The organism is Nitratireductor arenosus, assembly GCF_009742725.1.
GTDB lineage: Bacteria > Pseudomonadota > Alphaproteobacteria > Rhizobiales > Rhizobiaceae > Mangrovimarina > Mangrovimarina arenosa.
This window is the reverse complement of sequence record NZ_WPHG01000004.1, coordinates 387,759-409,092: the sequence shown is the minus strand read 5'-3', so window position 1 is coordinate 409,092 and position 21,334 is coordinate 387,759. Positions and strand designations below refer to the sequence as shown.

The following is a 21,334-nucleotide window of genomic DNA, read 5'->3' as shown; positions in this document are numbered from 1 at the left end:
CCCGAAGATGCCGTCAGCGCGACGGCGCGCGCGGCGGGCCGGTGCGCGCCAGCCGGTATTCAAGCGCGATCGCACCCCACACCAGGCCGAGCAAAAGGTAAAAATGGCGCCAGTGATCGGTGTCGATTACGGTGCCGAGCAGGATATGGCCGACGAGGACGACGTAAGCGCACAGCAAATAGGGGTGCCAGGGGCGGTCGCGAAGCAGGATGCGGAAGCCGGCCGCCAGCGTCCAAACGATCAGGACCGCATAGGCCGCGAAGCCGAGCCAGGAATAGGCGAGCAGCGACTTCAGCCAGATATTGTGCGTGTCCTCGCCAAACGTCTTGCCGAACTCGAGCGGTCCGATGCCGAGTGGGTTTTCAAGCGCGATCGAAAATCCGATCGCGTGCCGCGCGAAACGGCCGAGTCGCGCACCGTCATAATCCTGTACCAGCCGGGCGCGCGAGGCGAACAGGTCGGCGATCGCCGGAACCTGCAACGCGATCAGGATGCCCGTCACCAGCAGCGCAAGCGCGATCAGCGCCATGACGATGATCTTCATGCGGAACGCGCCGCCGCGGTGGCGTACGAACACCGCCAGGGTGATCAGCATTGCCGAGATTGCGAACAGTCCCCATGCGCCGCGCGAGAAGGACAGGAAAAGCCCGAAGGCGATCACCAGCAGCGGTAGCGCGTAATAAGGGATACGCGCGATCGGGCCGGTCAAAAGCCGGTAGAGCAGATAGATGCCCGGCAGGGTGATAAAGGGACCGAACACGTTCGGGTCCTCGAAGACGCCGGCGGCGCGTTCGAATTTGGTGAACATCTCCGCGCCGGGGAAGGCATGAAAATAGCCCAAAATGCCGAAAAACGCCGTCGACAGCGCTGCCGCGATCCAGGCCTGAAAGATCAGGCGGTAGAGCTCGGGCCGCTGTTCCAGCACGGCGGCGAAGAAGACCGAGGTCAGGGCCAGGAAGAGCGATACCGCCAGATAGAGCGGCGCGTCGTTGAGGTCCGCCATCTGCAGCATGGAGACCACGCCGCCGAGATTGAAGACGACCAAAAGCACGAGAAGCGGCACCATGCCGCGCGATACATGCAGGCCGAACAGCGCCCAGATCGGGATCAGGACGGCCATGTAGAGTTCGTAAGGCGCCGGTTCGCGGATCACGAAGCCCGACAGGAACACGCCGAGCGCGATGGCGGCGGCGGCCAGCAGCGAGACGAGCTTGGCGTTGATCGCCTGGCGCGGCAGCGTTGGCGCAATCGCCGTCAATAGGCCGAGTCCGTCTTCAAAAGCCGGACCGGCGTCAGGAACAGGATCTTGAGGTCGAACCACAACGACCAGTTTTCGATATAGTGGAGGTCGTATTCGGTCCGCATCTTGATCTTTTCGTCCGTGTCCACCTCGCCGCGCCAGCCATTGATCTGGGCCCAGCCGGTCACGCCCGGCTTGACACGGTGACGGGCGAAATAACCGTCGACGACTTCGTTGTAGAGCAGGTTGTGCGACTGCGCCGCTACCGCGTGCGGACGCGGCCCGACCAGCGACAGGCTGCCGACCAGGGCGTTGAAGAACTGCGGCAGTTCGTCGATCGAGGTCTTGCGGATGACGCGGCCGACGCGGGTGACGCGCGGATCGTCCTTGGTCACTGCCATCTTTGCCGTCGGGTCGCATTGCTCGGAATACATCGAGCGGAATTTCAGCACCTCGATGACCTCGTTGTTGAAGCCGTGACGCTTTTGCCGGAACAGCACCGGTCCCTTGCTGTCCAGTTTGATCGCAATCGCGGTCGCGATCATTACCGGCGCGAACAAAACGATGCCGAGCAACGAGAAGACGATGTCGAAAATCCGCTTGGCGACCGAATCCCAATCGTTGATCGGCTTGTCGAAGATGTCGAGCAGCGGCACCGATCCGATGAAGGAATAGGACCGCGGACGGAAGCGCAGCGCGCTCGAATGCGCGGATAGGCGGATGTCGACGGGCAGCACCCAAAGCCGTTTGAGCATCGACAGAACCCGCGCCTCGGCTGAAATCGGCAAGGATACGATCAGCATGTCGATCCTGGCGATGCGGGCGAATTCGAGCAGTTCCGAAACCGTGCCGAGCTTGGGATAGCCGGCCACGATCGGCGGCGAGCGCTTGTCGTCGCGATCGTCGAAGATGCCGCAGATGCGGATATCGTTATAAGGTTGGCGCTCGAGCGAGCGGATCAGGCTTTCGGCGGCGCCGCCACCGCCGACGATGACGGCACGGCGTTCCATCGTGCCGTTGCGCGCCCAGCGGCGGATCAGCCGCGACATGACGAAACGCAGCGCCAGGATGCCGAGCAGGCCGCTGAGATACCAGCCGGCGAACCACAGGCGCGAGAACTCGGCGGAGTTTTTCAGGAAAAAGCCCGCGAGCGCCATCAGCGCGAAGGTCGCCGACCAGACAAGCGCGATGCGTCCGGCAAATCGCAACGATGCGCGCAGGGCGCCGATATGGTAGGCGTGCGCGAATTCCAAAAGCACCACCGCGCCCAGCGAACCAGCCGGGATCGCCACCGCGTATTCCCAGTAAAGATGGGTCTGCGGCCCGACGTAATAAAAATACATCAACGCGCCGGCGAGCGCGAACACGGCGAATTCGGACAGCCGCAGCATGCCCATGACCATCACCGGCGACAACGTATCGCGCCGGTACTGGCTGGCGATATTACGCGCCATCGGACCTAGCGAACCGGTCGTCGGATTGGCCGCGCCTTCATCCTCGAATTGCCTGACCGCCTCGAGCGTGTATCGCAGTTCCGGATCGATCTTGTTCATCACAACGCCTTCCGCGTCCGTAGGAACTAGCAGGAAGCTGCTAAGAATCCCTTGATGCAGCCGGCTGCATTGACGTTAATTCGGGGTTAGCGAATGCGCGCGACGGTGTCCTGGTAGATCGCCTCGATGCGCCCGGCCATGGCGGCGGCGCTGAAGTTTTCCGTCAGAAAGGCGCGATCGGGCATCGTGGCCGCATAGGCGTCTTCGTCGGTCAGCGCGTCGGCCATCTTGGCCGCGATCGCGTCCGGATCTGGTTCGACGAGTGCGTTTGGCGCGGTGGTGAAGATCTCGGGAATGCCGCCGACCGCGCTGGCGATCATCGGTTTGCCGGCGCCGAGCGCCTCGATCACGATATAGGGCATGGCCTCGGCCCGCGACGGCACGACGACGATGCGCGCGAGCGCGAAAGCCTGGCGCGCCGGCATCGGCATTTCGAACCGGACCTGGTCGCCCAGGCCGCGTTCACCGGCCTGGGCGACGTAGCGTTCCCGATCTTCCCCGTCGCCGACCATGACGGCGCTTACCGGGCGCTGCAGCATCGTCCGTGCTCGGGCCAGCGCATCGATGAAGATGTCGGGACCCTTCAGGTCGCGCATCATACCGATATAGAGAAAATCGGCGGCATTGTCGTCGGCCGCCACTGGCTCGAACTCTTCCGCGCGGATGCCGTTATGGACGACGTGGTGCGGCGATTTCGGCTCGCCGATCTTGCGCCGGAACATAGCGCGCTCCTGTTGCGATACGAACAGGATATGATCGGAAAACCGGTCCATCAGCCTTTCGATGAGAAAGAACAACCGGCCTGTCAGCGCCGTTTCGTCGTAATGAAGACTGCCGCCGTGCGGCGAATAGAGGCGGGCTACGCGAGACCCAGAAACCCGCAACAATGAGCCGAACACGCGTGCGTAGACGCCACCCTTGGCGCCATGCCCGTGCAGGATGTCCGGCCGCAATTCCTTGATCAGTTTGAAGGTCCGAAACGCGGACACGATGTCGCCCGGCCCGATATGGCGCTGCATCGGCGTGCGTGCCACGCCGAGCGCGAGGTCGGGTTCGAGTTCGGCCAGCAGGCGGCTTTCGAAATCACCGCCGGTCGAAGAATCACAGACGATCCCGACCTGGTGTCCCGCCGCCGTCTGTGCGTGACTCAAATCGCGCACATGACGGAAGATTCCGCCGACGGGGGAGCGGAAGCAATGAACGATGCGCAGGCTTTGTGTCACGGAATACGGGGCCGTTGCGCGCTAGAAAAGACGTTCGCGGACATAGATCGTGTCCCCCGGCAGAACCGGATCGGAGGTCAGAACGCGTCCGGTCATCACCTTGCCATTGATGTCGCGTGTGATGTCGACGCCGCCCTGGTTGGCCCGGGCGGTGAAGCCGCCGGCCGCGGCGACCGCCTTTTGCGCCGTCATCCCCGGCACGTAGGAATATTGGCCGGCCGCCCCGACCTCGCCCATCACGAACACCGGGCGATAACGGTCGATCTCCACCGAGACGTCGGGGTCGCGCAGGTAGCCGTCGCGCAGCTTGCCGGCGATCTGCCTCTCGATCGCGCTGGCCGGTTGCCCGCGCGCGGCGATTGCGCCGACGAGCGGGAAGGCGATGTAGCCAGCCTGATCGACGCTGTAGACATTGCTCAGGCTTGCCTGCTCGAAAACGGTGATGCGTACGCGATCGCCCGAATCGAGCACGTAAGGTTTGGTGAGCGCGGCATGGAATGCCGGCGGGGCGGGGCGATAGCCGGAGCAACCCGCGGCTGTCGCGAGCGCGAGAAGGGCAACCGAAATGACGAGCCGGCGTTTCATGATCCGCAACGCACCTTTGATTGACACGGGTGGCCGCCAGGGGAGGCCGAAAACCTCGCTCGTTATCCTCCTGTTAGGGTTAATGCCCGGTAAAGGGCCGACGCAAAGCCGCCGCCGGCAGTTCTTTTGGCCGACATCCGTTTCTTAACCTGCCGGTTACCATAGGTGTTTACTTTTGCCCGGAGAAATTTCGGAGTGTTGCCGATGGCCGGCGTGCGCAATCCCGACCAGGATCTAGACATCGACATTGCCGCTTTGTTTGCGGGGCTCGGCCGCAACTGGCTGCGCATTCTCGTGGTCGCGCTCGGTGTGACGGCTGTCGCGTTCATGCTGGCGTCGATGGCCACCCGCCACTACAAGGCAGAAACCCGCATCCTGATCGAGACGCGGGAATCCGTGTTTACCCGCCCCGAAACCCAGCGCGACGCCGACCCCATTCTCGACGAGCAGGGCGTGACCAGCCAGGTGGAGGTGATTTCCTCGACCGATATTCTCAAGCAGGTTGCCCGCAAGCTCGATCTGGCCACGCTGCCCGAATTCGAAGCCGACGGGCAGGTGTCGCTCATCGACAATCTGATGATCCTGACGGGGCTGCGCGGCGATCCGGTCGCGCTGCCGCCCGAGGAGCGCGTGCTCAAGGTCTTCCGCGAAAAGCTCAATGTCTACCGGGTGGAAAGCTCGCGCGTCATCGTCGTCGAATTCTCCTCGGAGGACCGCGAACTGGCCGCCGCCGTGCCCAACGCGATCGCCGACGCCTATATCCAGTTGCAGCGTGAGGCCAAGCAGCAATCCAATGCCGACGCGACCGAATGGCTCGAGCCTGAGATCGCCGATCTGCGCGCCAAGGTGAAGGAGGCGGAAGGCAAGGTCGCCAATTTCCGTTCCCAGTCGGACCTGCTTGTCGGCGGAAACAATTCCATGCTCGCCACCCAGCAGCTTTCCGAACTGTCGAGCGAATTGTCCCGCGTGCGCGCCAACCGCGCCTCCACCGAGGCGACGGCGCGTTCCATGCGTGAGGCGCTTTCGCAAGGCGCCTCGATCGACGCTCTTCCCGATGTCCTGGCCTCGCCACTGATCCAGCGCCTGCGCGAGAACCAGGTCCAGCTCAAGGCTGATATCGCCGACCTGTCGGCGAGCCTGCTCGACAATCATCCGCGCATTCGCGCGCTGCGCTCGCAATTGGCCGACCTTGACCGGCAGCTCCGCGCGGAGGCGCAAAAAATTCAGTCCAGTCTGGAAACCGAGGCCGAGGCCGCGCGGTTGCGCGAGCGCGAACTGGTCGCCGAGCTCAACAAGCTCAAGGCCGAATCCGCCCGTGTGGGCGAACAGGAGGTCGAACTGCGCGCCCTGGAGCGCGAGGCGGCAGCACAGCGCGATCTGCTCGAATCGTACCTGTCGCGTTATCGCGAGGCGATCTCGCGCAAGGACCGCAATTATCTGCCGGCCGACGCCCGCATCTTCTCGCGCGCGACCGTGCCCGGCGAACCCTATTTCCCCAAAATTCTGCCGATCTCCGGCGCGACCTTTGCGGCCGCGCTCGTCCTGATGGCCGTGGCGACGCTGCTTTCGGAACTGTTCAGCGGTCGCGCGCTGCGTCCCGCGCAACGCTATGACGGCGTGCCGTCCAATGTCGTCATGCCGCGCGACCGGGCCGACGAAGCCGCGGCCGAAGCGAGCCGGCGGGAGGCCGCCCTTGAGGCGGAGGCGCTCGCGCGTGCCGATAAGGTCGATGCGGCCGAAGCCCCTGTCGAAGACGGGACCGGGGTCGACGAGACGGTCGACGCGCCACCGGCGCCGGTATTCACCCGTGGCCAGATCACGATCGAGGCGGCGGCTGAAAAGCTGATCGCCGGCGGCGCGTCCCGTGCCCTGTTCATCTCACCGGAAGGCGATGAGGGGGCGGCGTCGGCCGTGATGGTTTCGCGCGAGGTGGCCGATGCCGGATTGCGCGTCTTGCTGCTCGACCTGACCGAAACCGGCGCGGCGTCTTTTCCGATGCTGGAAGCCACCCGTCTGCCGGGCATAACCGATTTGTTGTGCTCAAAGGCGCAGTTCACCGACGTCATCCATCCCGATCATTATTCCGAATGCCATGTAATCCCGAGCGGTACGGCCGATCCCGCCCTTGCCATGCGCGCGGCGGATCGCCTGCCGATCATCATGGAATCGCTGACAACCGCCTACGACATCGTGATCGTGGAATGCGGACCGGCGGACGCGGCAAGCATTGCCCGGCTGATGAACGGCGCGAGCGAAGTCTTCGTCAGTGTGATCGAGGAAGATGACGAGGCCATCTCGACGGCCACCACCGATCTGCGGTCGAGCGGTTTTTCCGACGCCGTTCTCGTCACGCCGGTGGGTTATGTTCCGCCCTATGCGCCGGAGCCGGGACGTCAGTCCGCAGCCTGACCCGGGCCGCGCCTGGACGCCATCAGGTCCCGCCGCCGCGTGTCGCGCGCCGCGCGAGCTTGACCGTCTTCCAAAGGATGCGATTGGCCTTCACCCGCCGTTTTACCGCAGCCGCGGTGCGGAGCGACAAGCCGCTTGCACGACCTTTGAGCGTCAAAGGGACGATAACGTCGACATGGCGGGTTTCGATATCGCACCAAAGCCGTTTGTAGGCTTCGTCGCCGACGCTGAAATCGTAGACCGCCAGTGTTTGTTCGCAGGCCTCGCGGATATTGTCGAAAAACAGAAACTCGCCCGGACTGGCGAAGGCGAGCTCGTCTCCGGCGATCGCCCCGAATTCGCAGATGATGCTGTTGGCGGTCATGCTCGATCCCGTCACCGCGCGCAGCCCACCGCCGACTTCCAGCCCGTGCAGCAGAAAGGCCGGCGCGGCCTTGTGCGCCTCGGAACCGAACAGCTCGCGGAAAAAATCCTGGACCGGCGCCCCGTCGAAAACGTTCTTGATGCCCATCGCGGCGAAGCGGTCCGCTTTCATCGCGAAGAAGGCGTCGAGCAGACGATCAGTCTCGGCGCGATTTCGGGCGCGGATGCGGCAAAATCCGCCGGCCGCCTCGAATTTGCGGGTCTGCGAGCGGTGTTTCTTGCGTTTGCGCTTGCCGCTGGCGCGCCCCAACACCGCCTCGAACCCGCCGGTAAGATCGACAGCCAGCGCGGGGTTGGGGCTTTGCGCACCCGCCAGTAGGCACAGCGGATTTTGACTGCCGGAAAACCGTTCGACCAGCCGCTCCGCGGCGATGAGGTCGATATCGGGGCGCGCGGCGCGTATCGACAGGATGAGGCCTTGTAGGTCGGCCGCGCCGATCTCGGCGGCCGCGGCGGGCAGAACAGGCGCGAAATTGCCGTTGGCATGAGTACCGCCCACGAAACACGCGCTTGTGACGGACCCGCGCGTCACGATTTCCAATGCCACTGCGAATACCGGCTGATTTTGACGCGACAGCATGGCAACGACGATGTCGCGATTGCAGTGCCGTGCCCAACATTCGATCCAGTGTGGGCTCTGCGCCGGCGCGAAGATGGAATCGCGGCAGAAGGCCGCATAAGCCGACAGCGCCTCGTCGCCTGGTAGGCAGGTCGCCGTCAGCGCTTCCGTATCTGTGTCCGCAGGACGATATGTGTGCTCGACCCGCTTATGCGCCGAGCGTACCGGTCGTGTCGTCACAGGGCTCCTCGCGTCAACCATACCTTTAACCTTCGGGTGTAGACCTCGATCGGTAACGGGGCCGAACGGGCCTTTCGGCCGATGCGCCGAAGCTAACCGGCAATGGTGAAGGAATGATCGACAGGGGGGAATTGCTGCGCAAACTGGCCCTGAACGTGGCGCGGTTCAGCCTCCTGGGGCCGATTGCCGGCGGTTTCTATCGCGGTGTCGGGGCGATCTTGATGTTGCATCGGGTCACCGCGGCGCCGGGCGAGGCGATCGGCGCCAACCGCCATCTGACGGTCTCGCCGCAATTTCTCGACGCGCTTCTGGCCGAGGTGGGCCGCCTCGGCTACCGGTTCGTGACGATGGACGAGGCGGTCGATCGGCTGACCTCCAGGAGCCGCGGCGAGCCTTTCGTCACAATTACCGCTGACGACGCCTATCGCGACAATGTGCAGGAAGCCTTGCCGGTGCTGGAGAAACACCAGGCGCCGATCACGATCTATGTGGCGCCGGCGCTGATCGAGGGCAAGGCGTTGTTGTGGTGGGATGTGCTGGAGCGGATCGTGTCGTGCCGCGAGACGATCTATCTGGCGACGGGACGGGGAAAGGTGGCACTCGACTGTTCGACGCCGGCCGGCAAGCTGAACGCCAACAACGCCATTCACGACTATCTGACACGCGACGTGCCGGAGGAAGACCAACGCGCCGTCATTCGCGACCTGGCACTTGCCGCGGGGGTCGACCCCGACGGGCCGAACCGGGAGACGCTGATGGGTTGGGACGAGATCCGCGCCGCTGCCGCCCATCCGCTGGTCACCATCGGCTCGCACACCGTCCACCACTACAATTTGCGGCGGCTTGCCGAAGACAGGGCCCGCCGCGAGATCGTCGATGCCGGGGGCATTCTCGAAATAGAGCTCGGAGCCCGACCGCGGCACATGGCCTATCCCTATGGCTACGTCTCGGCGGTCGGCGAGCGTGAGGTCGCGCTGGCGCGAGAGGCCGGCTACAGCTCGGCTGTCACCACGCGCCATGGCATGGTGCAGGCCGAGCATGCCCGTCACCTGCACTCGCTGCCGCGCATCTCGATCAACGGGCGCTATCAGCGCGTGTCGCATGTGCGCACGATGTTGTCGGGCATCACCACGCCGCTGGCCAATCGCGGTCGCCGGGTCGTGACCCTGTGAGCCGTTCTAGGACCGCGATTTCGGCGGCCCGACCATCCATTTGATGATCGCCATAGCCGGCAGGATCCACAACAGGCCGGTGAACAGGAAATAGGCGAGATGGACCAGCGCGCCGGACTCTGCCAGCCTTGCGGTGGCGATCGCGGTGGCCAGAAGCGCATAGATCACCACCAATGCCACCAGCAGCACGGTGCCGATCAGTTTTTTCACTCGCACGGACATCGGATTCCTTTTCTCGCGCGCTTCTTGCGCTTTCGCGCCGGCCTGCGCAATCCCGCCGGAGTGTGAATTGCCCGGCGCGACGGCTTGCCGCGTGGGCCAAGCTTGCCAGCGCCGGGCAATTGGTTCACCTGTTCGCGGTCTTCGACACAGCAGGGAGCCGGTGCCCATGACCGCCATTGCGCAGACGCCGCTTCACGGCGCGCTCGCCAAGCTCGACCGCGACCGGGCCCAGGTGCGGGCCTGGCTCTATGTCGTGCTCGTGGTGCTGTTTGCCCTGGTCGTGGTCGGAGGGGCGACACGGCTGACGGACTCCGGCCTGTCGATCACCGAATGGAAGCCGATCCACGGTGTCGTCCCGCCGCTCAATGCCGCCGAATGGCGCGAAGAGTTCGAAAAATACCGGCAGATCCCGCAATACGAGCAGCTCAACAAGGGCATGAGCCTGGCCGAGTTCAAGGTGATCTTCTGGTGGGAATGGGCCCACAGGCTGCTTGCCCGCGGCGTCGGTTTCGTCTTCGCCCTGCCTTTGATCTATTTCTGGGCAAGCGGTCGCCTCGAGCGCCGCATCAAGCCGAAACTGCTCGGCATTCTCGCGCTCGGCGGGCTGCAGGGCGCCATCGGCTGGTGGATGGTGGCCTCCGGCCTTGCCGAACGCACCAGCGTCAGCCAGTACCGGCTGGCGACCCATCTGACGCTGGCCTGTCTGATCTTCGCAGCCACCATGGTCGTGGCGCGCGGTCTGGCGCGGCATTCGCAGGAACCGTCCGCTCGCGCCACGCGGCGCTGGGCTGGCTGGCTGGTCGTTCTGGTCATGGTGCAGATCTATCTGGGCGGGCTCGTGGCCGGCCTCGACGCGGGGCTTGCCTACAATACCTGGCCGTTGATGGACGGCCGCCTCGTTCCCGGCGGCCTGTTCGTGCAGTCGCCCGCGATCGCCAATTTTTTCGAAAACCCCAAGACGGTGCAGTTCGTGCACCGCCTGGGCGCCTACGTCGTGTTCCTGGCCGCGCTCTGGCACATGATCGCCACGCTGCGGGCCGAAGCCGGCACGACCCATGCGCGCCGTACCGTGCTGCTTTTCCTTCTGGTCCTGGCCCAGGCCGCGATCGGCATTATGACGCTCATTATGCAGGTGCCGATCGGCTGGGCCCTGTGGCACCAGGCTGCCGCTCTCGTGGTTCTCGGCTTCGCCGCCGCCCACTGGCGCGGCACCAGGGGCAGCTATCCGCGCGAGACGGAAGTCGAACTCAGAAACTGAGGCGCACGGTCCGGATGACGGCCGACACGGCCAGTTCGCTGTCCTCGTCCTGCCGGTTTCCATCCTCGTGATGCCAGGCCGCCGACAGGCAGCCATAGGCAAGCGCGTGATCGAGGATCGTGCGCGGATCGCGCCCGAGCGTTTTGGAGAATGTCGTGGCCATTGCGGCGACGCGTTCGGGGGCGAGGCGCAGGTCGTCGCGATTAAGCGGGTTGTAGAACATGTTGGCGGCGTCAAAGCAGGGATCGCCGATCAGCCCTTTCGGGTCGATAGCCAACCAGCCGCGCGCGGAAAGAAGAATGTTGTCGTGGTGCAGGTCGCCGTGCAGCGGGCGCGGGTCGTGCGGGGTGTCGAGCAGACGCTGAGCAATGCGCGCCGCTTCGACATAAGGGCTGGCGCCTCCCGCCTTACGGTCGGCCGCGGCCTTGTTGAACAGGCTTTTGAAGCGTTCGCGCAGCGGTTGCAGTTCGGTCGGCGGCGTTAACTGGGAGGGCGCGTGCAGCCGCCTCATCACCGCCGCGGCGATGTCAGTGGCGTGCGTGTCGCCGGCGGTGTCGATTTCGGCTGCGAGCAGTCGTTCTCCGGCATATTCGATCAGCATGCGACGGCCGTCGACGCCGTAAAGCTTCACCAGGCCTTCGCCGCGCCGCCAGCGCAGCAGATGGCGGCCGCGCAGTTCGTCGGCGACGTCGTCGAACGGCTTCAGCGCCTTGACCACGCCGGGGCGGCCGTCCTGAAGCGCGACTTTCCAGATGCGGCTGCTAAAGGTCTCGGCGATCAGGACTGGATTTGAGACCTTCCAGCGGGCGGGGAAGCAAGGCGTCACCGGTGACAATCACGCCGCGCCGAGCATCAGCGCCATGTTCTGCACGGCCGCGCCAGAGGCGCCCTTGCCGAGATTGTCGAGCACGGCGACGAGATTGGCCTGGCCCTTGCCCTCGGTCCCGAAAACGTAAAGCCGCATGCCGTCGGTGCCGTTGAGCGCGGTCGGGTCGAGGCGCGTAAGCGCGGCGCTTTCGGCCAATGGCACCACCTCCACGACCGGCTGTCCGGCATAATGGGCCTGCAGCGCGGCATGGATGTCGCCAAGCCGCGGCGCACCGGATAGATCGGCAAGATGCAGCGGCACCTGCACGATCATACCCTGGGCGAAACGACCGACGCTGGGCGCAAACACCGGCGCGCGTGCGAGCAGGCCGTGCGCCTGCATTTCCGGCAGGTGCTTGTGCGACAGGGTCAGCCCATAGAGGAAGTGGGGCGCCGCGATGTGCTCGGGATGGGTCTCGTCCTCCATCTGCGCGATCATCTGCTTGCCGCCGCCCGTATAGCCCGATACGGCGTTGACCGTCACGGGATAGTCCGTCGGCAGGATGCCGGCCTCGACGAGAGGGCGTAGCAACGAGATCGCGCCGGTCGGATAACAGCCCGGATTGGCGACCAGCCGCGCCTTGGCGATCTTTTCACCCTGGCCGGACGTCATCTCGGCGAAGCCGTAAGCCCAGTCGGGATGGGTGCGGTGCGCGGTCGAGGTGTCGATGATGCGGGTGGAGTTGACGCCGTCCAGCATGGCAACCGATTCGCGCGCGGCGTCGTCCGGCAGGCACAAGATGGCGATATCGGCGTCCTTCAACATCGCCGCGCGCAGGTCGCGGTTGCGCCGCTCGGCCTCGGGAATCGAGAGCACGTCGAGGTCGGCGCGGTCGGACAGGCGGCTGCGGATTTGCAGACCCGTGGTGCCGTGTTCGCCGTCGATGAAGATTTTCGGTTTCATGGCCTTCTCTAGCTCAAAAAGGAATCTGCCATCAATGGTTTGCCGCGTTCGTTTGATTCAACGACCGAGGCGTTTGATTCAGCGCATCAACGTCCTCGCGCGCCGGATCAGGGCCGAGGCGCTGCACCCGCGACGCATCGGCCGCGCCTAGTCTTGTTCCCGCGCCTTCCGTTCGGCCAAAAGCCCAAGATAATGCTGCGCCACCGTTGCCCCGGCGATCGCGGTGATGTCGGCATGGTCGTAGGGCGGCGAGACCTCCACGATGTCGGCGCCGACAATGTCGAGCTGGCCGAGCTGCCGCAGCACCGACAGCATCTTGGCCGAGGAGGGGCCGCCCGCAACCGGGGTGCCGGTGCCGGGCGCGTAGGCCGGGTCCAGACAGTCGATGTCGAAGGTGATGTAGACCTTGCGCCCGCCGGTGCGTTCGGCGATCTGATAGGCGATCTCGTCGGCGCGCATTTCGTCGATCTCGTGACCGTAAAGAATCCTGATGCCGCAATCCTGCGGCGCGTGGGTACGGATGCCGATCTGGATCGAACGTTCGGGATCGATCACGCCGTCGCGTACCGCGCGGCCGACGAAGGAGCCGTGGTCGATGCGCTTGCCGTCGTCGAACCACGTGTCCTGGTGCGCGTCGAACTGCACCAGCGCGAGCGGCCCGTGCCGGTCGGCATGAGCCTTCAACAACGGCCAGGTGACGAAATGGTCGCCGCCGAGCGAAAGCAGGAACGCACCGGATTTGAGCAGCTTTTTCGCTTCGCGCTCGATCGTGGCCGGGGTTTTCTGGTGGTTGCCATTGTCGAGCAGGCAATCGCCGTAATCGACAACCGCTAGGTCGGCGAACAGGTCGCGCGCAAACGGGTATTGCGGGTCGTTGTCGAAGATCGCCGCGGCACGCCGGATCGCCTGCGGGCCGAAGCGCGCGCCGGGCCGGTTGGTCACGGCGGCGTCGAAGGGGATGCCCCATACGACCGCGTCGGCGCCCTTGAGGTTTTTGGTGTAGCGGCGGCGCATGAAGGAGAGCGCGCCGGCATAGGTCGGGTCGCCGGCCGCGCCCAGATTGGAGCGGGCAGTGAAGGCATGGTCGATCGCGGATGCGGGCATGGCGGGCTCCTTGCTGATGGTCGAAGCAAGCTATCGGGGCTCGGTAACGCTGGCGCAACAAAAAAGCGGGCCCGAAGGCCCGCTTTTGGTGTTGACGCCAGTTGCGAAGATCAGCGCTTCGAGAACTGGAACGACCGGCGGGCCTTGCGCTTGCCGTATTTCTTTCGCTCGACCACGCGGCTGTCACGGGTCAGGAAGCCGCCCTTCTTGAGCGTGCCGCGCAGCGTCGGCTCATAATAGGTCAGCGCCTTGGAGATGCCGTGGCGAACCGCACCGGCCTGGCCCGAAAGTCCGCCGCCGGTGACGGTGGCGATGATGTCGTACTGGCCGTCGCGATTGGTGGCAACGATCGGCTGCCGCAGGATCATCTGCAGCACCGGACGCGCGAAATATTTGTCGAAGTCCTTGTCGTTGACTGTGATCTTGCCGGACCCCGGCCTGACCCAGACGCGCGCGATCGCGTCCTTGCGCTTGCCGGTGGCGTAGGCGCGGCCCTGGGCGTCGAGCTTCTGGACATGCACCGGCGCTTGCGGCTCGTCCGTCGTGGCGACAGCGCCGGTGGCGGTGCCGAGTTCTTCGAGCGAATTGAGCTCAGCCATATCAGGCCCTCTTGTTCTTGCGGTTGAGCGCGGCGACGTCGAGCGTCTCCGGCTGCTGGGCGGTATGCGGATGTTCGGTGCCGGCATAGACGCGCAGGTTCTTCATCTGGCGCCGGCCGAGCGGGCCGCGCGGGATCATGCGTTCGATGGCCTTTTCGATGACGCGCTCGGGAAAGCGGCCCTCGAGCAACTGGCGTGCGGTGCGTTCCTTGATGCCGCCGGGATGGCCGGTATGCCAGTAATAGGTCTTGTCGGTATATTTCTTGCCGGTCAGCGCGACCTTGTCGGCATTGATGACGATAACGTTGTCGCCGTCGTCCACATGCGGGGTGAAGCTCGGCTTGTGCTTGCCGCGCAGGCGGTTGGCGACGATCGAGGCGAGGCGGCCGACGACGAGACCTTCGGCGTCGATCAGCACCCACTTCTTGGTCACGTCCGCAGGCTTCTGCGAAAATGTTTTCATGGTTTCGGTTTCCACTATGACCTTCGCTGGCGAAGGCGTTTCTTGTTGCTTCGATTGCCGGTAGGGGCAGGGCCCGCCGTCAATACGGATCGCCCTCGGGATTTTCCGGTGCGCTCGCGCGTTCCCATAAACGCCGCGAAACCACAGGTCAAGAGCGTCGTGGCGAAGTTGTAAAAATTTTCCGTGTAAAATCAAACGGTTATAAATAAGGTATAATAATACCACACAATTTCCGCCGTTCGCCAGTGCCAAGCGGCTTGGTTTTATGAACGCGGACTGAACCGAGGGCTCATGCGCAGTTCAATTTTGTTTCTCTAAACAGGCGCTGTCGGACAGAAAAGTTCGTATCCAGGCCCAAGAAGGAAAGTAAATGTCATGAACATGCTCAAACCCGTCCTCGCCATCGCCGCCACCGCCGCTATGCTCGCCGGCGCCGCCTCCATCTCGGGCGCGGCCCAACTCGTCGCGGCACCCTATGCCGCCTCCGGTGCCGCGATCAACTGTACGATTCCCAACCATGTCGAGTGCGATATCTCCAGCCGCAAGGGCATCAAGTCGGTGAAGATCACCGCCAACACGCCGCAGGGCACGATCAATCTGGTTAACAAGACCTATCCGAACTGTCCCAAGCTGGTCACCGTCGGCTGGGATTCGGCCTATCATTCGTCCGGCAAGCAAATTGTCGAATGCACGCCGATGAAGCTGAAGCTTGCCAAATAGGGCACTCTGTGTGGCCCAAGTGAAACCCCGTGCCCGGCGCGGGGTTTTTCACGCGCTGGTTTTCGGCGGGATCGCATAGGTCCCGGTGGCATGGGCGACCGTCAGCCCGTCGGGTCCGGCCTTCATGTCGATCTCGAACACCATCAGGTTCCGGCCCAGCTTGATGATGCGGCAATGGCCGTCGATCGGGCCGGGCGGCGCCTTGCGCACGAAATTGATGTTGAGACTGGTCGTCACCGACAGCGCGTCAGGGCCTGCATGCGACAGCACGCACACATAGCCGCCAATGTCGGCGAGCGTGAACAGGGACGGGCCCGAAACCGTGTCGCCCGGTCGCAAATGGCGTTCGTTCGCGTTGAGCCTGACGGTGCAACCGCCGGCGAAGACCTCGAGCGTGACATAATCGGAAAATTCGGCGTTGAGTTGCGGATAGGCGCGCCGCAACAGCGCGTTGATCTGGTCGGCGTCGAGTTTCGGGGTGAGACCTGCCTCGTTCGTGATGCGCTTATCCATTGCGTCCTGTTCCTGGATTGATCGGTCGGTTCTCGGTCCAGTCGAACGTGCCGAGATCGCGTTCGCGCACCGCCTGTTTCCAGCCGGTCTCTTCGGCGCGATGCTTGAAATTGAGTCCTTCGGGCGAATGGCGGGTGATGCCGTCGAACAGCGTGGCGAACATCTGCGTCTGCTTCAGCCCCATCGCCTCGATCGCCTGGTTGACGACCAGCTTTTGCATCATCAACTGGTTCACCGGGACGCCGGCCATGCGTTCGGCGAGCGCCTCGACCTCGTCGTCGAGCCTATCGGCCGGCACCGCCTTGAGCACCAGGCCGAGCCGTTCGGCCTCGCCGCCGGTGATCCGGTCGCCTGTAAAAAGCATGCGCTTGGCGCGTTCCGGTCCCAGCCGGTAGACCCACATCGCCGTGGTCGGACAGCCCCAGACCCGCACCGGCATGTAGCCGATCTCCGCGTCCTCGGCCATCATGATCATGTCCGCGCACAGCGCGATGTCGGAGCCGCCGGCGACCGCGAAACCGTGCACCTTGCACAGCACCGGCCGGTGGCTGCGCCACAGCGACATGAACAGTTCCGTGTTGCGCATCATGAAGGCGTAGTCCTTCATCGGATCCCATGGCATTTCCTGGGTTACCGCATTGCCGTCGCCGCCCGCCGCTTCGGCGTAGTAGGCGAGATCGTATCCGGCACAGAAGGCGCGACCGGCGCCGGCAAGCACGATGACGTGCACGCCCGGCTCGTCGTTTGCGCGGGCAACGCATTCGGCGAGTTCGCGCGGCAAGTCGTCGTCAATGGCGTTCAGCACCTCCGGCCGGTTGAGCGTGATACGGGCGATGCGTCCGTCCTTTTCATACAAAACCTTGGCCATCCGCTCCTCCCGGCACCGCTTCCGTTTTCGTAAACGTCAATCACAATTGCCGTTTCCCGGCTGATCTTCAAGCCTTGGCATGGTAGGCATGGTCGACGAACTGCGACGATGTGGACCGAAAGGGAGGTGGCCGATGGCCGAGATCGTGAACCTCGCAAGCAGCGAAACGCCCGCCGGGCTGGTCGATGTGGCGACCAGTGACGGCGTCGTGACGCTGACGCTGGCCAATCCGCCCGCGCACGTCCTGTCGATGGAAATGATCGGCGCGCTGCACGAGGCGCTGCTGGCGGCGCGCGAGGACCGGGCCGTGCGGGTCGTGGTGCTTGCCGCCACCGGCAAGATCTTTTGCGCCGGTCACGATCTCAAGGAGATGGCCGCGCACCGGCGCGACCCCGACCGTGGCCGTGTCTTTCTGGAAGAGTTGTTCCGGCGCTGCTCGGAGATGATGAAGGCGGTGGTGCGTTTGCCCATGCCGGTGATCGCCAAGGTCGGCGGCGTGGCGACGGCGGCCGGCTGCCAACTCGTGGCAAGCTGCGACCTGGCGATCGCCTCCGAAACGGCGCGTTTCTGCACCCCCGGCGTCAATCTCGGCGGCTTTTGCTCCACGCCGATGGTGGCGCTGTCGCGCAATTTGTCGCGTAAGCACGCCATGGAGATGCTTCTGACCGGCGAGATGATCGACGCGGCGACCGCGCGCGAATTCGGCCTCGTCAACCGGGTCGTGCCGGAGGAGTATCTTGACCAGGTGGTGGAGAAATACGCCGCCGCCATCGCCTCCAAATCGCCGGTGGCGATCGCCCGCGGCAAGCGCGCCTTCTACGAGCAGGCCGATATGCGCCTGTCGGAAGCCTACGACTACGCCTCCGCCGTCATGGTCGACGGTTTCATGACCCGCGATTCCGAAGAAGGCCTCGACGCCTTTTTCGACAAGCGCGAACCGGAGTGGACGGGAGAGTAGCGACGGCGACGCCCGGCTTGCGCCGAGGCTTGATCGAGGCCGCCGCTTCCGGCACATGATTGGCCATGAACCACGACGATTACGACAACGCCTATATCTCCGGCATTCTGAACGCCGTGAAAACCATCGCCATTGTCGGCGCCTCGGCCAACGATGTCCGGCCGTCTTTTTTCGTGACCAAATATCTGATCGACAAGGGTTACACGGTTTTTCCGGTCAACCCGGGCAAGGCGGGCGGTAATATTCTCGGCCGGCCGGTTTTCGCCCGGCTCGCCGACATTGCCGAGCCAATCGACATGGTCGACATTTTTCGCGCCTCGGACGCGGTCCCCGGCGTCGTCGACGAGGCGCTGGCGCTCGACCCGCTGCCGAAAGTGATCTGGATGCAGCTTACCGTGCGTCACGACGAGGCCGCCGCGCGCGCCGAGGCGGCCGGCATCAAGGTGGTGATGGATCGCTGTCCGAAGATCGAATATGCGCGACTTTCCGGCGAAATCGGCTGGAACGGCGTCAACAGCCGGGTGATTTCGGCCAAAAAACCGCTGATGCGCGACGGTTATCAGAGTTTTGGCATCGTCAAGCGATAGCGCGCCAGCCTTGCGGCGCGGGGCGGCAGGGGCGTAGTTTCCGGCAATCCGCACCAAGGCTTACACGCATGGATCACGCCCGCCACGACACGAAGCTTTTGGAGGTCGCACGGCGTCATGCGCGCCGCCCCGACGAAGCGGAGGACATTGTCCAGGAGGTGCTTCTCGCCGCCTTTGCGGCCGGTCGGATCGACATGTCGAAGCCGGAAAACCGGCGATGGATCGCCGGGGCGATCCGCAAGCGCGCCGCGTTTGACGCGCGCAGCGCCATGCGGCGAAAAATCCGCGAGGCGCAATGGCAGCAGCAAGCCGAGCCGGCGCCTGACGATGCCGGGACCGACACGCCCATTCCGTCCGCCCTGCCGAAATCGCTGCGCGTCGTCGCCGCGCTGGCGCTGTCGGGCCACACACGGCGCGAGATCGCCTACCTGCTCGGGCTTACCGACACTGCGGTGCGCCAGCGTGTCTCGGCGCTCAGGAAGGCGCTTGCACAAAGCGGCAGACGGCTGCCGGACGGACTGCCCGGCCTCAGCCTCGATCTGCCGTACGGACGCATAAGGCAGGGATTGCGGCCCTATCTGGCGCGTAAGAACGGTGATTTCGCCAGCCATGATCCGGACGGGCACATTTTTTTGATACGGCGCTCACAAAAGTCGCGGGCGCGGCAACCATAGGTGTATCAAGTCTCCAACAAGGAACTCCCGAACATGTTGCCCAAACCGCATCGCGCTTCGATCGTTTTCTACGTCTCGGATATCGTCCGCACGGAAGCTTTCTACAACGACGTCCTCGGGTTGGGTCTGGTCCGCCAGGAGGGCGCCGAACCCTTTTGGCTGCAAGGCACGCTGGATAGCGGTCTCGACATGGTCTTCTTCGAGATGGAGGCCAGTCGCGGCAACACGCCGGCGCTGGTCTTCGACCTCGAGGATGGCGGCATCGACGACATCGTGGCGGCGCTCGCCGAACAGGGAGTCACCATCGTGACCCCGGTCGAAGAAGCGCCCGGAGGATGGAGCGCCGACTTTCAGGACCCCGACGGCTTTGGTCTCGGCCTCTACCAGGCGGCCGAAAAGCCCCGCTCGCGAAAATAGTCAACCGAAGGGGCGGCTTGCGGCGACGGGTTTGATCCCGGATGCTCCCGCGCCACGCAAATTTCTGCTTTGCCAAGCCGCCCTCCCTTTGCGATGTATGGCGCGCACATCCATTCAGGGAGATAGTAGATGGTTCAGCGCACGCCCGGATTCGACACACTTGCCATCCATGCCGGCGCCAAACCCGATCCGGCAACCGGTGCGCGGGCAACCCCGATCTACCAGACCACCTCCTTCGTCTTCGACGACGTCGACCACGCCGCTTCTTTGTTCGGGCTGAAGGCGTTCGGCAACATCTACACCCGCATCATGAACCCGACCCAGGCCGTGCTCGAGGAGCGCATTGCCGCGCTTGAAGGCGGCACCGCCGCGCTCGCCACCGCCTCCGGCCACGCCGCCCAGTTGCTCATCTTCCACACCATCATGCGGCCTGGCGACAATTTCGTTTCCGCCAACAAGCTTTACGGCGGTTCGATCAACCAGTTCGGGCATGCCTTCAAGAATTTCGGCTGGGAGGTGCGCTGGGCCGACACTGACGAGCCGGAAAGCTTCGACGGGCTGATCGACGACAAGACGCGGGCGATCTTCGTCGAAAGCCTGGCCAATCCCGGCGGCAAGTTCGTCGATCTGGAAAAGATCGGCGACATTGCGCGCAAGCACGGCCTGCCGCTGATCGTCGACAATACCATGGCCTCGCCCTATTTGCTGCGGCCGATCGAGCACGGCGCCGATATCGTCGTGCATTCCCTGACCAAGTTCATGGGCGGCCACGGCAACTCCATGGGCGGGGCGATCGTCGACGGCGGCACGTTCAACTGGTCCAAATCCGGCAATTATCCGATGCTGTCGGAACCGCGGCCGGAATATGCCGGCATGGTGCTGCACGAGACCTTTGGCAATTTCGCCTTCGCGATCGCCTGCCGGGTACTCGGCCTGCGCGATTTCGGGCCGTCGATCTCGCCTTTCAACGCCTTCTTGCTGCTGCAGGGCATCGAGACGCTGGCGCTGAGGATGCAGCGCCACTGCGACAACGCCCTGAAGGTCGCCGAATGGCTCGAAAAACATCCGCTGGTCGAGTGGGTGTCCTATCCGGGCCTGCCGTCCGACCCCAATCACGCGCTGATGAAAAAATACTCGCCCAAGGGCGCCGGCGCGGTGTTCACTTTCGGGCTGAAAGGCGGCTTCGACGCCGGCGTGAAAGTGGTTGAAAATGTCGAGCTGTTCTCGCACCTCGCCAATATCGGCGACGTGCGCTCGTTGATCATTCATCCGGCCTCGACCACGCACAAGCAATTGTCGGACGAACAGCAGACCGCCGCCGGCGCGGGGCCCGACGTCGTGCGGCTTTCGGTCGGCATCGAGGACGCCGCCGACATCATCGCCGATCTCGAGCAGGCCTTCGCCAAGGCCGGCTGATCCCGTGCGGCGTCAAGATCGGCGGCGCGGGCGCCGCCGGTTTTCATCACAACGTATCGAGCATGTCGAGCATGTTGGCCGGCATCGCCGCCTCGGGAATGTCGAAGCGGTGCCTGTCGCCGGCGCCGTCGATCACCGTGAGATGATAGACGACGCGGTCGGCGCCGCGCAGGCCGGCAGCGCTGCCGGCAAGTGTCTTGAGCGTGGCGGGGTCGAAGCGGTCGCAGACCTTTTCGCGCAGCGGCGTGTCGAGGCTGTCGGTCTCGACCCGTTTTTCCGTGCCGCCAAGCCCGGTCCCGCCGATCCCGCCGCTGGTGGAAATGATGATCAGCATCGCCGCGCACTCCGTTGCAAGTGATC

Annotated in this window: 22 protein-coding genes and 1 pseudogene; 9 read left to right on the top strand and 14 right to left on the bottom strand. The window is 64.3% G+C overall.

Going from position 1 to position 21,334, the window contains the following annotated elements; translation table 11 throughout:
- Window positions 1-13: 13 nt before the first annotated feature.
- The 4 genes from GN330_RS18395 to GN330_RS18380 form a co-directional block, all read right to left on the bottom strand.
- Window positions 14-1,258: an O-antigen ligase family protein gene (locus GN330_RS18395; protein ID WP_156714166.1), complete on the bottom strand. Its 1,245-nt coding sequence runs from the start codon at window positions 1,256-1,258 to the stop codon at window positions 14-16.
- The gene (locus GN330_RS18390; RefSeq protein ID WP_156714165.1) at window positions 1,255-2,793 is read right to left on the bottom strand and encodes an undecaprenyl-phosphate glucose phosphotransferase; all 1,539 of its coding nucleotides are present in this window, start codon (window positions 2,791-2,793) and stop codon (window positions 1,255-1,257) included. Before GN330_RS18390 ends, GN330_RS18395 begins: the two co-directional genes overlap by 4 nt.
- 86 nt (window positions 2,794-2,879) lie before the next feature.
- Window positions 2,880-4,016 (bottom strand): glycosyltransferase family 4 protein, encoded by a 1,137-nt coding sequence (locus GN330_RS18385; RefSeq protein WP_343040874.1) that lies wholly within the window; start codon window positions 4,014-4,016, stop codon window positions 2,880-2,882.
- Window positions 4,017-4,037: 21 nt separating this feature from the next.
- Entirely contained in the window at window positions 4,038-4,601 is a 564-nt protein-coding gene (locus GN330_RS18380) for a polysaccharide biosynthesis/export family protein (protein ID WP_156714164.1), read from the bottom strand.
- A 204-nt stretch (window positions 4,602-4,805) separates the two neighbouring features.
- On the opposite strand from GN330_RS18380, the gene GN330_RS18375 reads away from it, so the two are divergent.
- Window positions 4,806-7,010 (top strand): GumC family protein, encoded by a 2,205-nt coding sequence (locus tag GN330_RS18375; RefSeq protein WP_156714309.1) that lies wholly within the window; start codon window positions 4,806-4,808, stop codon window positions 7,008-7,010.
- 22 nt (window positions 7,011-7,032) lie between these two features.
- Here GN330_RS18375 and GN330_RS18370 read toward each other — a convergent pair whose 3' ends face one another.
- Window positions 7,033-8,232, bottom strand: a complete 1,200-nt coding sequence (locus tag GN330_RS18370; protein ID WP_343040871.1) for a GNAT family N-acetyltransferase — start codon at window positions 8,230-8,232, stop codon at window positions 7,033-7,035.
- A 113-nt stretch (window positions 8,233-8,345) separates the two neighbouring features.
- On the opposite strand from GN330_RS18370, the gene GN330_RS18365 reads away from it, so the two are divergent.
- Window positions 8,346-9,404: a polysaccharide deacetylase family protein gene (locus tag GN330_RS18365; protein WP_156714162.1), complete on the top strand. Its 1,059-nt coding sequence runs from the start codon at window positions 8,346-8,348 to the stop codon at window positions 9,402-9,404.
- Window positions 9,405-9,410: 6 nt separating this feature from the next.
- On the opposite strand, the gene GN330_RS18360 is transcribed toward GN330_RS18365, so the two are convergent.
- Entirely contained in the window at window positions 9,411-9,626 is a 216-nt protein-coding gene (locus GN330_RS18360) for a DUF2842 domain-containing protein (RefSeq protein ID WP_156714161.1), read from the bottom strand.
- 166 nt (window positions 9,627-9,792) lie between these two features.
- Between GN330_RS18360 and GN330_RS18355 the strand changes: the two genes are divergently transcribed.
- Window positions 9,793-10,884 carry a COX15/CtaA family protein gene (locus GN330_RS18355; RefSeq protein ID WP_156714160.1) on the top strand — a complete coding sequence of 364 codons (1,092 nt, stop codon included), beginning with the start codon at window positions 9,793-9,795 and terminating at the stop codon, window positions 10,882-10,884.
- On the opposite strand, the gene GN330_RS18350 is transcribed toward GN330_RS18355, so the two are convergent.
- From GN330_RS18350 to rplM, 5 genes are all read right to left on the bottom strand, one after another.
- The gene (locus tag GN330_RS18350; RefSeq protein WP_343040869.1) at window positions 10,874-11,710 is read right to left on the bottom strand and encodes an aminoglycoside phosphotransferase family protein; all 837 of its coding nucleotides are present in this window, start codon (window positions 11,708-11,710) and stop codon (window positions 10,874-10,876) included. The two genes, GN330_RS18355 and GN330_RS18350, sit on opposite strands and share 11 nt — an antisense overlap.
- A 9-nt stretch (window positions 11,711-11,719) precedes the next feature.
- On the bottom strand, window positions 11,720-12,655 hold the full coding sequence (gene argC, locus GN330_RS18345; RefSeq protein ID WP_156714158.1) for an N-acetyl-gamma-glutamyl-phosphate reductase: 936 nt from the start codon (window positions 12,653-12,655) through the stop codon (window positions 11,720-11,722).
- 147 nt (window positions 12,656-12,802) lie between these two features.
- Window positions 12,803-13,759, bottom strand: coding sequence for an agmatinase (gene speB, locus GN330_RS18340; protein WP_156714157.1), 957 nt, complete (start codon window positions 13,757-13,759; stop codon window positions 12,803-12,805).
- Between the two features lie 110 nt (window positions 13,760-13,869).
- Window positions 13,870-14,358 (bottom strand): 30S ribosomal protein S9, encoded by a 489-nt coding sequence (rpsI, locus tag GN330_RS18335; RefSeq protein ID WP_156714156.1) that lies wholly within the window; start codon window positions 14,356-14,358, stop codon window positions 13,870-13,872.
- 1 nt (window position 14,359) lies between these two features.
- Window positions 14,360-14,821: a 50S ribosomal protein L13 gene (gene rplM / locus GN330_RS18330; protein ID WP_156714155.1), complete on the bottom strand. Its 462-nt coding sequence runs from the start codon at window positions 14,819-14,821 to the stop codon at window positions 14,360-14,362.
- A 375-nt stretch (window positions 14,822-15,196) separates the two neighbouring features.
- Between rplM and GN330_RS18325 the strand changes: the two genes are divergently transcribed.
- Window positions 15,197-15,541, top strand: a complete 345-nt coding sequence (locus tag GN330_RS18325; RefSeq protein WP_156714154.1) for a hypothetical protein — start codon at window positions 15,197-15,199, stop codon at window positions 15,539-15,541.
- 48 nt (window positions 15,542-15,589) lie between these two features.
- Here GN330_RS18325 and GN330_RS18320 read toward each other — a convergent pair whose 3' ends face one another.
- Both GN330_RS18320 and GN330_RS18315 read right to left on the bottom strand, forming a co-directional pair.
- Window positions 15,590-16,054, bottom strand: a complete 465-nt coding sequence (locus tag GN330_RS18320; RefSeq protein WP_156714153.1) for a PaaI family thioesterase — start codon at window positions 16,052-16,054, stop codon at window positions 15,590-15,592.
- Window positions 16,047-16,928, bottom strand: a pseudogene (locus tag GN330_RS18315) (crotonase/enoyl-CoA hydratase family protein); the annotation flags it as partial. The gene GN330_RS18320 and the pseudogene GN330_RS18315, both read right to left, overlap by 8 nt.
- Before the next feature lie 127 nt (window positions 16,929-17,055).
- On the opposite strand from GN330_RS18315, the gene GN330_RS18310 reads away from it, so the two are divergent.
- From GN330_RS18310 to GN330_RS18290, 5 genes are all read left to right on the top strand, one after another.
- Window positions 17,056-17,880 (top strand): enoyl-CoA hydratase, encoded by an 825-nt coding sequence (locus GN330_RS18310; protein WP_156714151.1) that lies wholly within the window; start codon window positions 17,056-17,058, stop codon window positions 17,878-17,880.
- A gap of 65 nt (window positions 17,881-17,945) precedes the next feature.
- Window positions 17,946-18,467 carry a CoA-binding protein gene (locus tag GN330_RS18305; protein WP_156714150.1) on the top strand — a complete coding sequence of 174 codons (522 nt, stop codon included), beginning with the start codon at window positions 17,946-17,948 and terminating at the stop codon, window positions 18,465-18,467.
- Window positions 18,468-18,535: 68 nt separating this feature from the next.
- On the top strand, window positions 18,536-19,141 hold the full coding sequence (locus GN330_RS18300) for an RNA polymerase sigma factor (protein WP_156714149.1): 606 nt from the start codon (window positions 18,536-18,538) through the stop codon (window positions 19,139-19,141).
- A 33-nt stretch (window positions 19,142-19,174) separates the two neighbouring features.
- A complete protein-coding gene (locus GN330_RS18295; protein WP_106569877.1) occupies window positions 19,175-19,558 on the top strand; it encodes a VOC family protein in 384 nt (127 codons plus the stop codon).
- Between the two features lie 129 nt (window positions 19,559-19,687).
- A complete protein-coding gene (locus GN330_RS18290; protein ID WP_156714148.1) occupies window positions 19,688-20,974 on the top strand; it encodes an O-acetylhomoserine aminocarboxypropyltransferase in 1,287 nt (428 codons plus the stop codon).
- 46 nt (window positions 20,975-21,020) lie between these two features.
- Here the strand turns inward: GN330_RS18290 and GN330_RS18285 are convergent, their stop codons facing one another.
- The gene (locus GN330_RS18285; protein WP_156714147.1) at window positions 21,021-21,308 is read right to left on the bottom strand and encodes a protealysin inhibitor emfourin; all 288 of its coding nucleotides are present in this window, start codon (window positions 21,306-21,308) and stop codon (window positions 21,021-21,023) included.
- Window positions 21,309-21,334: the final 26 nt, after the last annotated feature.

What these genes read in the sequence shown, in the direction of transcription:
- GN330_RS18310 (WP_156714151.1), top strand. Translation starts at nt 17,056, where the DNA reads ATGGCCGAGATCGTGAACCTCGCAAGCAGCGAAACGCCCGCCGGGCTG.
- GN330_RS18320 (WP_156714153.1), bottom strand. Translation starts at nt 16,054, where the DNA reads ATGGATAAGCGCATCACGAACGAGGCAGGTCTCACCCCGAAACTCGAC.
- GN330_RS18390 (WP_156714165.1), bottom strand. Translation starts at nt 2,793, where the DNA reads ATGAACAAGATCGATCCGGAACTGCGATACACGCTCGAGGCGGTCAGG.
- GN330_RS18365 (WP_156714162.1), top strand. Translation starts at nt 8,346, where the DNA reads ATGATCGACAGGGGGGAATTGCTGCGCAAACTGGCCCTGAACGTGGCG.
- GN330_RS18380 (WP_156714164.1), bottom strand. Translation starts at nt 4,601, where the DNA reads ATGAAACGCCGGCTCGTCATTTCGGTTGCCCTTCTCGCGCTCGCGACA.
- GN330_RS18290 (WP_156714148.1), top strand. Translation starts at nt 19,688, where the DNA reads ATGGTTCAGCGCACGCCCGGATTCGACACACTTGCCATCCATGCCGGC.
- GN330_RS18325 (WP_156714154.1), top strand. Translation starts at nt 15,197, where the DNA reads ATGAACATGCTCAAACCCGTCCTCGCCATCGCCGCCACCGCCGCTATG.
- GN330_RS18355 (WP_156714160.1), top strand. Translation starts at nt 9,793, where the DNA reads ATGACCGCCATTGCGCAGACGCCGCTTCACGGCGCGCTCGCCAAGCTC.
- GN330_RS18300 (WP_156714149.1), top strand. Translation starts at nt 18,536, where the DNA reads ATGGATCACGCCCGCCACGACACGAAGCTTTTGGAGGTCGCACGGCGT.
- GN330_RS18305 (WP_156714150.1), top strand. Translation starts at nt 17,946, where the DNA reads ATGAACCACGACGATTACGACAACGCCTATATCTCCGGCATTCTGAAC.
- rpsI (WP_156714156.1), bottom strand. Translation starts at nt 14,358, where the DNA reads ATGGCTGAGCTCAATTCGCTCGAAGAACTCGGCACCGCCACCGGCGCT.
- argC (WP_156714158.1), bottom strand. Translation starts at nt 12,655, where the DNA reads ATGAAACCGAAAATCTTCATCGACGGCGAACACGGCACCACGGGTCTG.
- GN330_RS18360 (WP_156714161.1), bottom strand. Translation starts at nt 9,626, where the DNA reads ATGTCCGTGCGAGTGAAAAAACTGATCGGCACCGTGCTGCTGGTGGCA.
- GN330_RS18295 (WP_106569877.1), top strand. Translation starts at nt 19,175, where the DNA reads ATGTTGCCCAAACCGCATCGCGCTTCGATCGTTTTCTACGTCTCGGAT.
- GN330_RS18285 (WP_156714147.1), bottom strand. Translation starts at nt 21,308, where the DNA reads ATGCTGATCATCATTTCCACCAGCGGCGGGATCGGCGGGACCGGGCTT.
- rplM (WP_156714155.1), bottom strand. Translation starts at nt 14,821, where the DNA reads ATGAAAACATTTTCGCAGAAGCCTGCGGACGTGACCAAGAAGTGGGTG.
- speB (WP_156714157.1), bottom strand. Translation starts at nt 13,759, where the DNA reads ATGCCCGCATCCGCGATCGACCATGCCTTCACTGCCCGCTCCAATCTG.
- GN330_RS18375 (WP_156714309.1), top strand. Translation starts at nt 4,806, where the DNA reads ATGGCCGGCGTGCGCAATCCCGACCAGGATCTAGACATCGACATTGCC.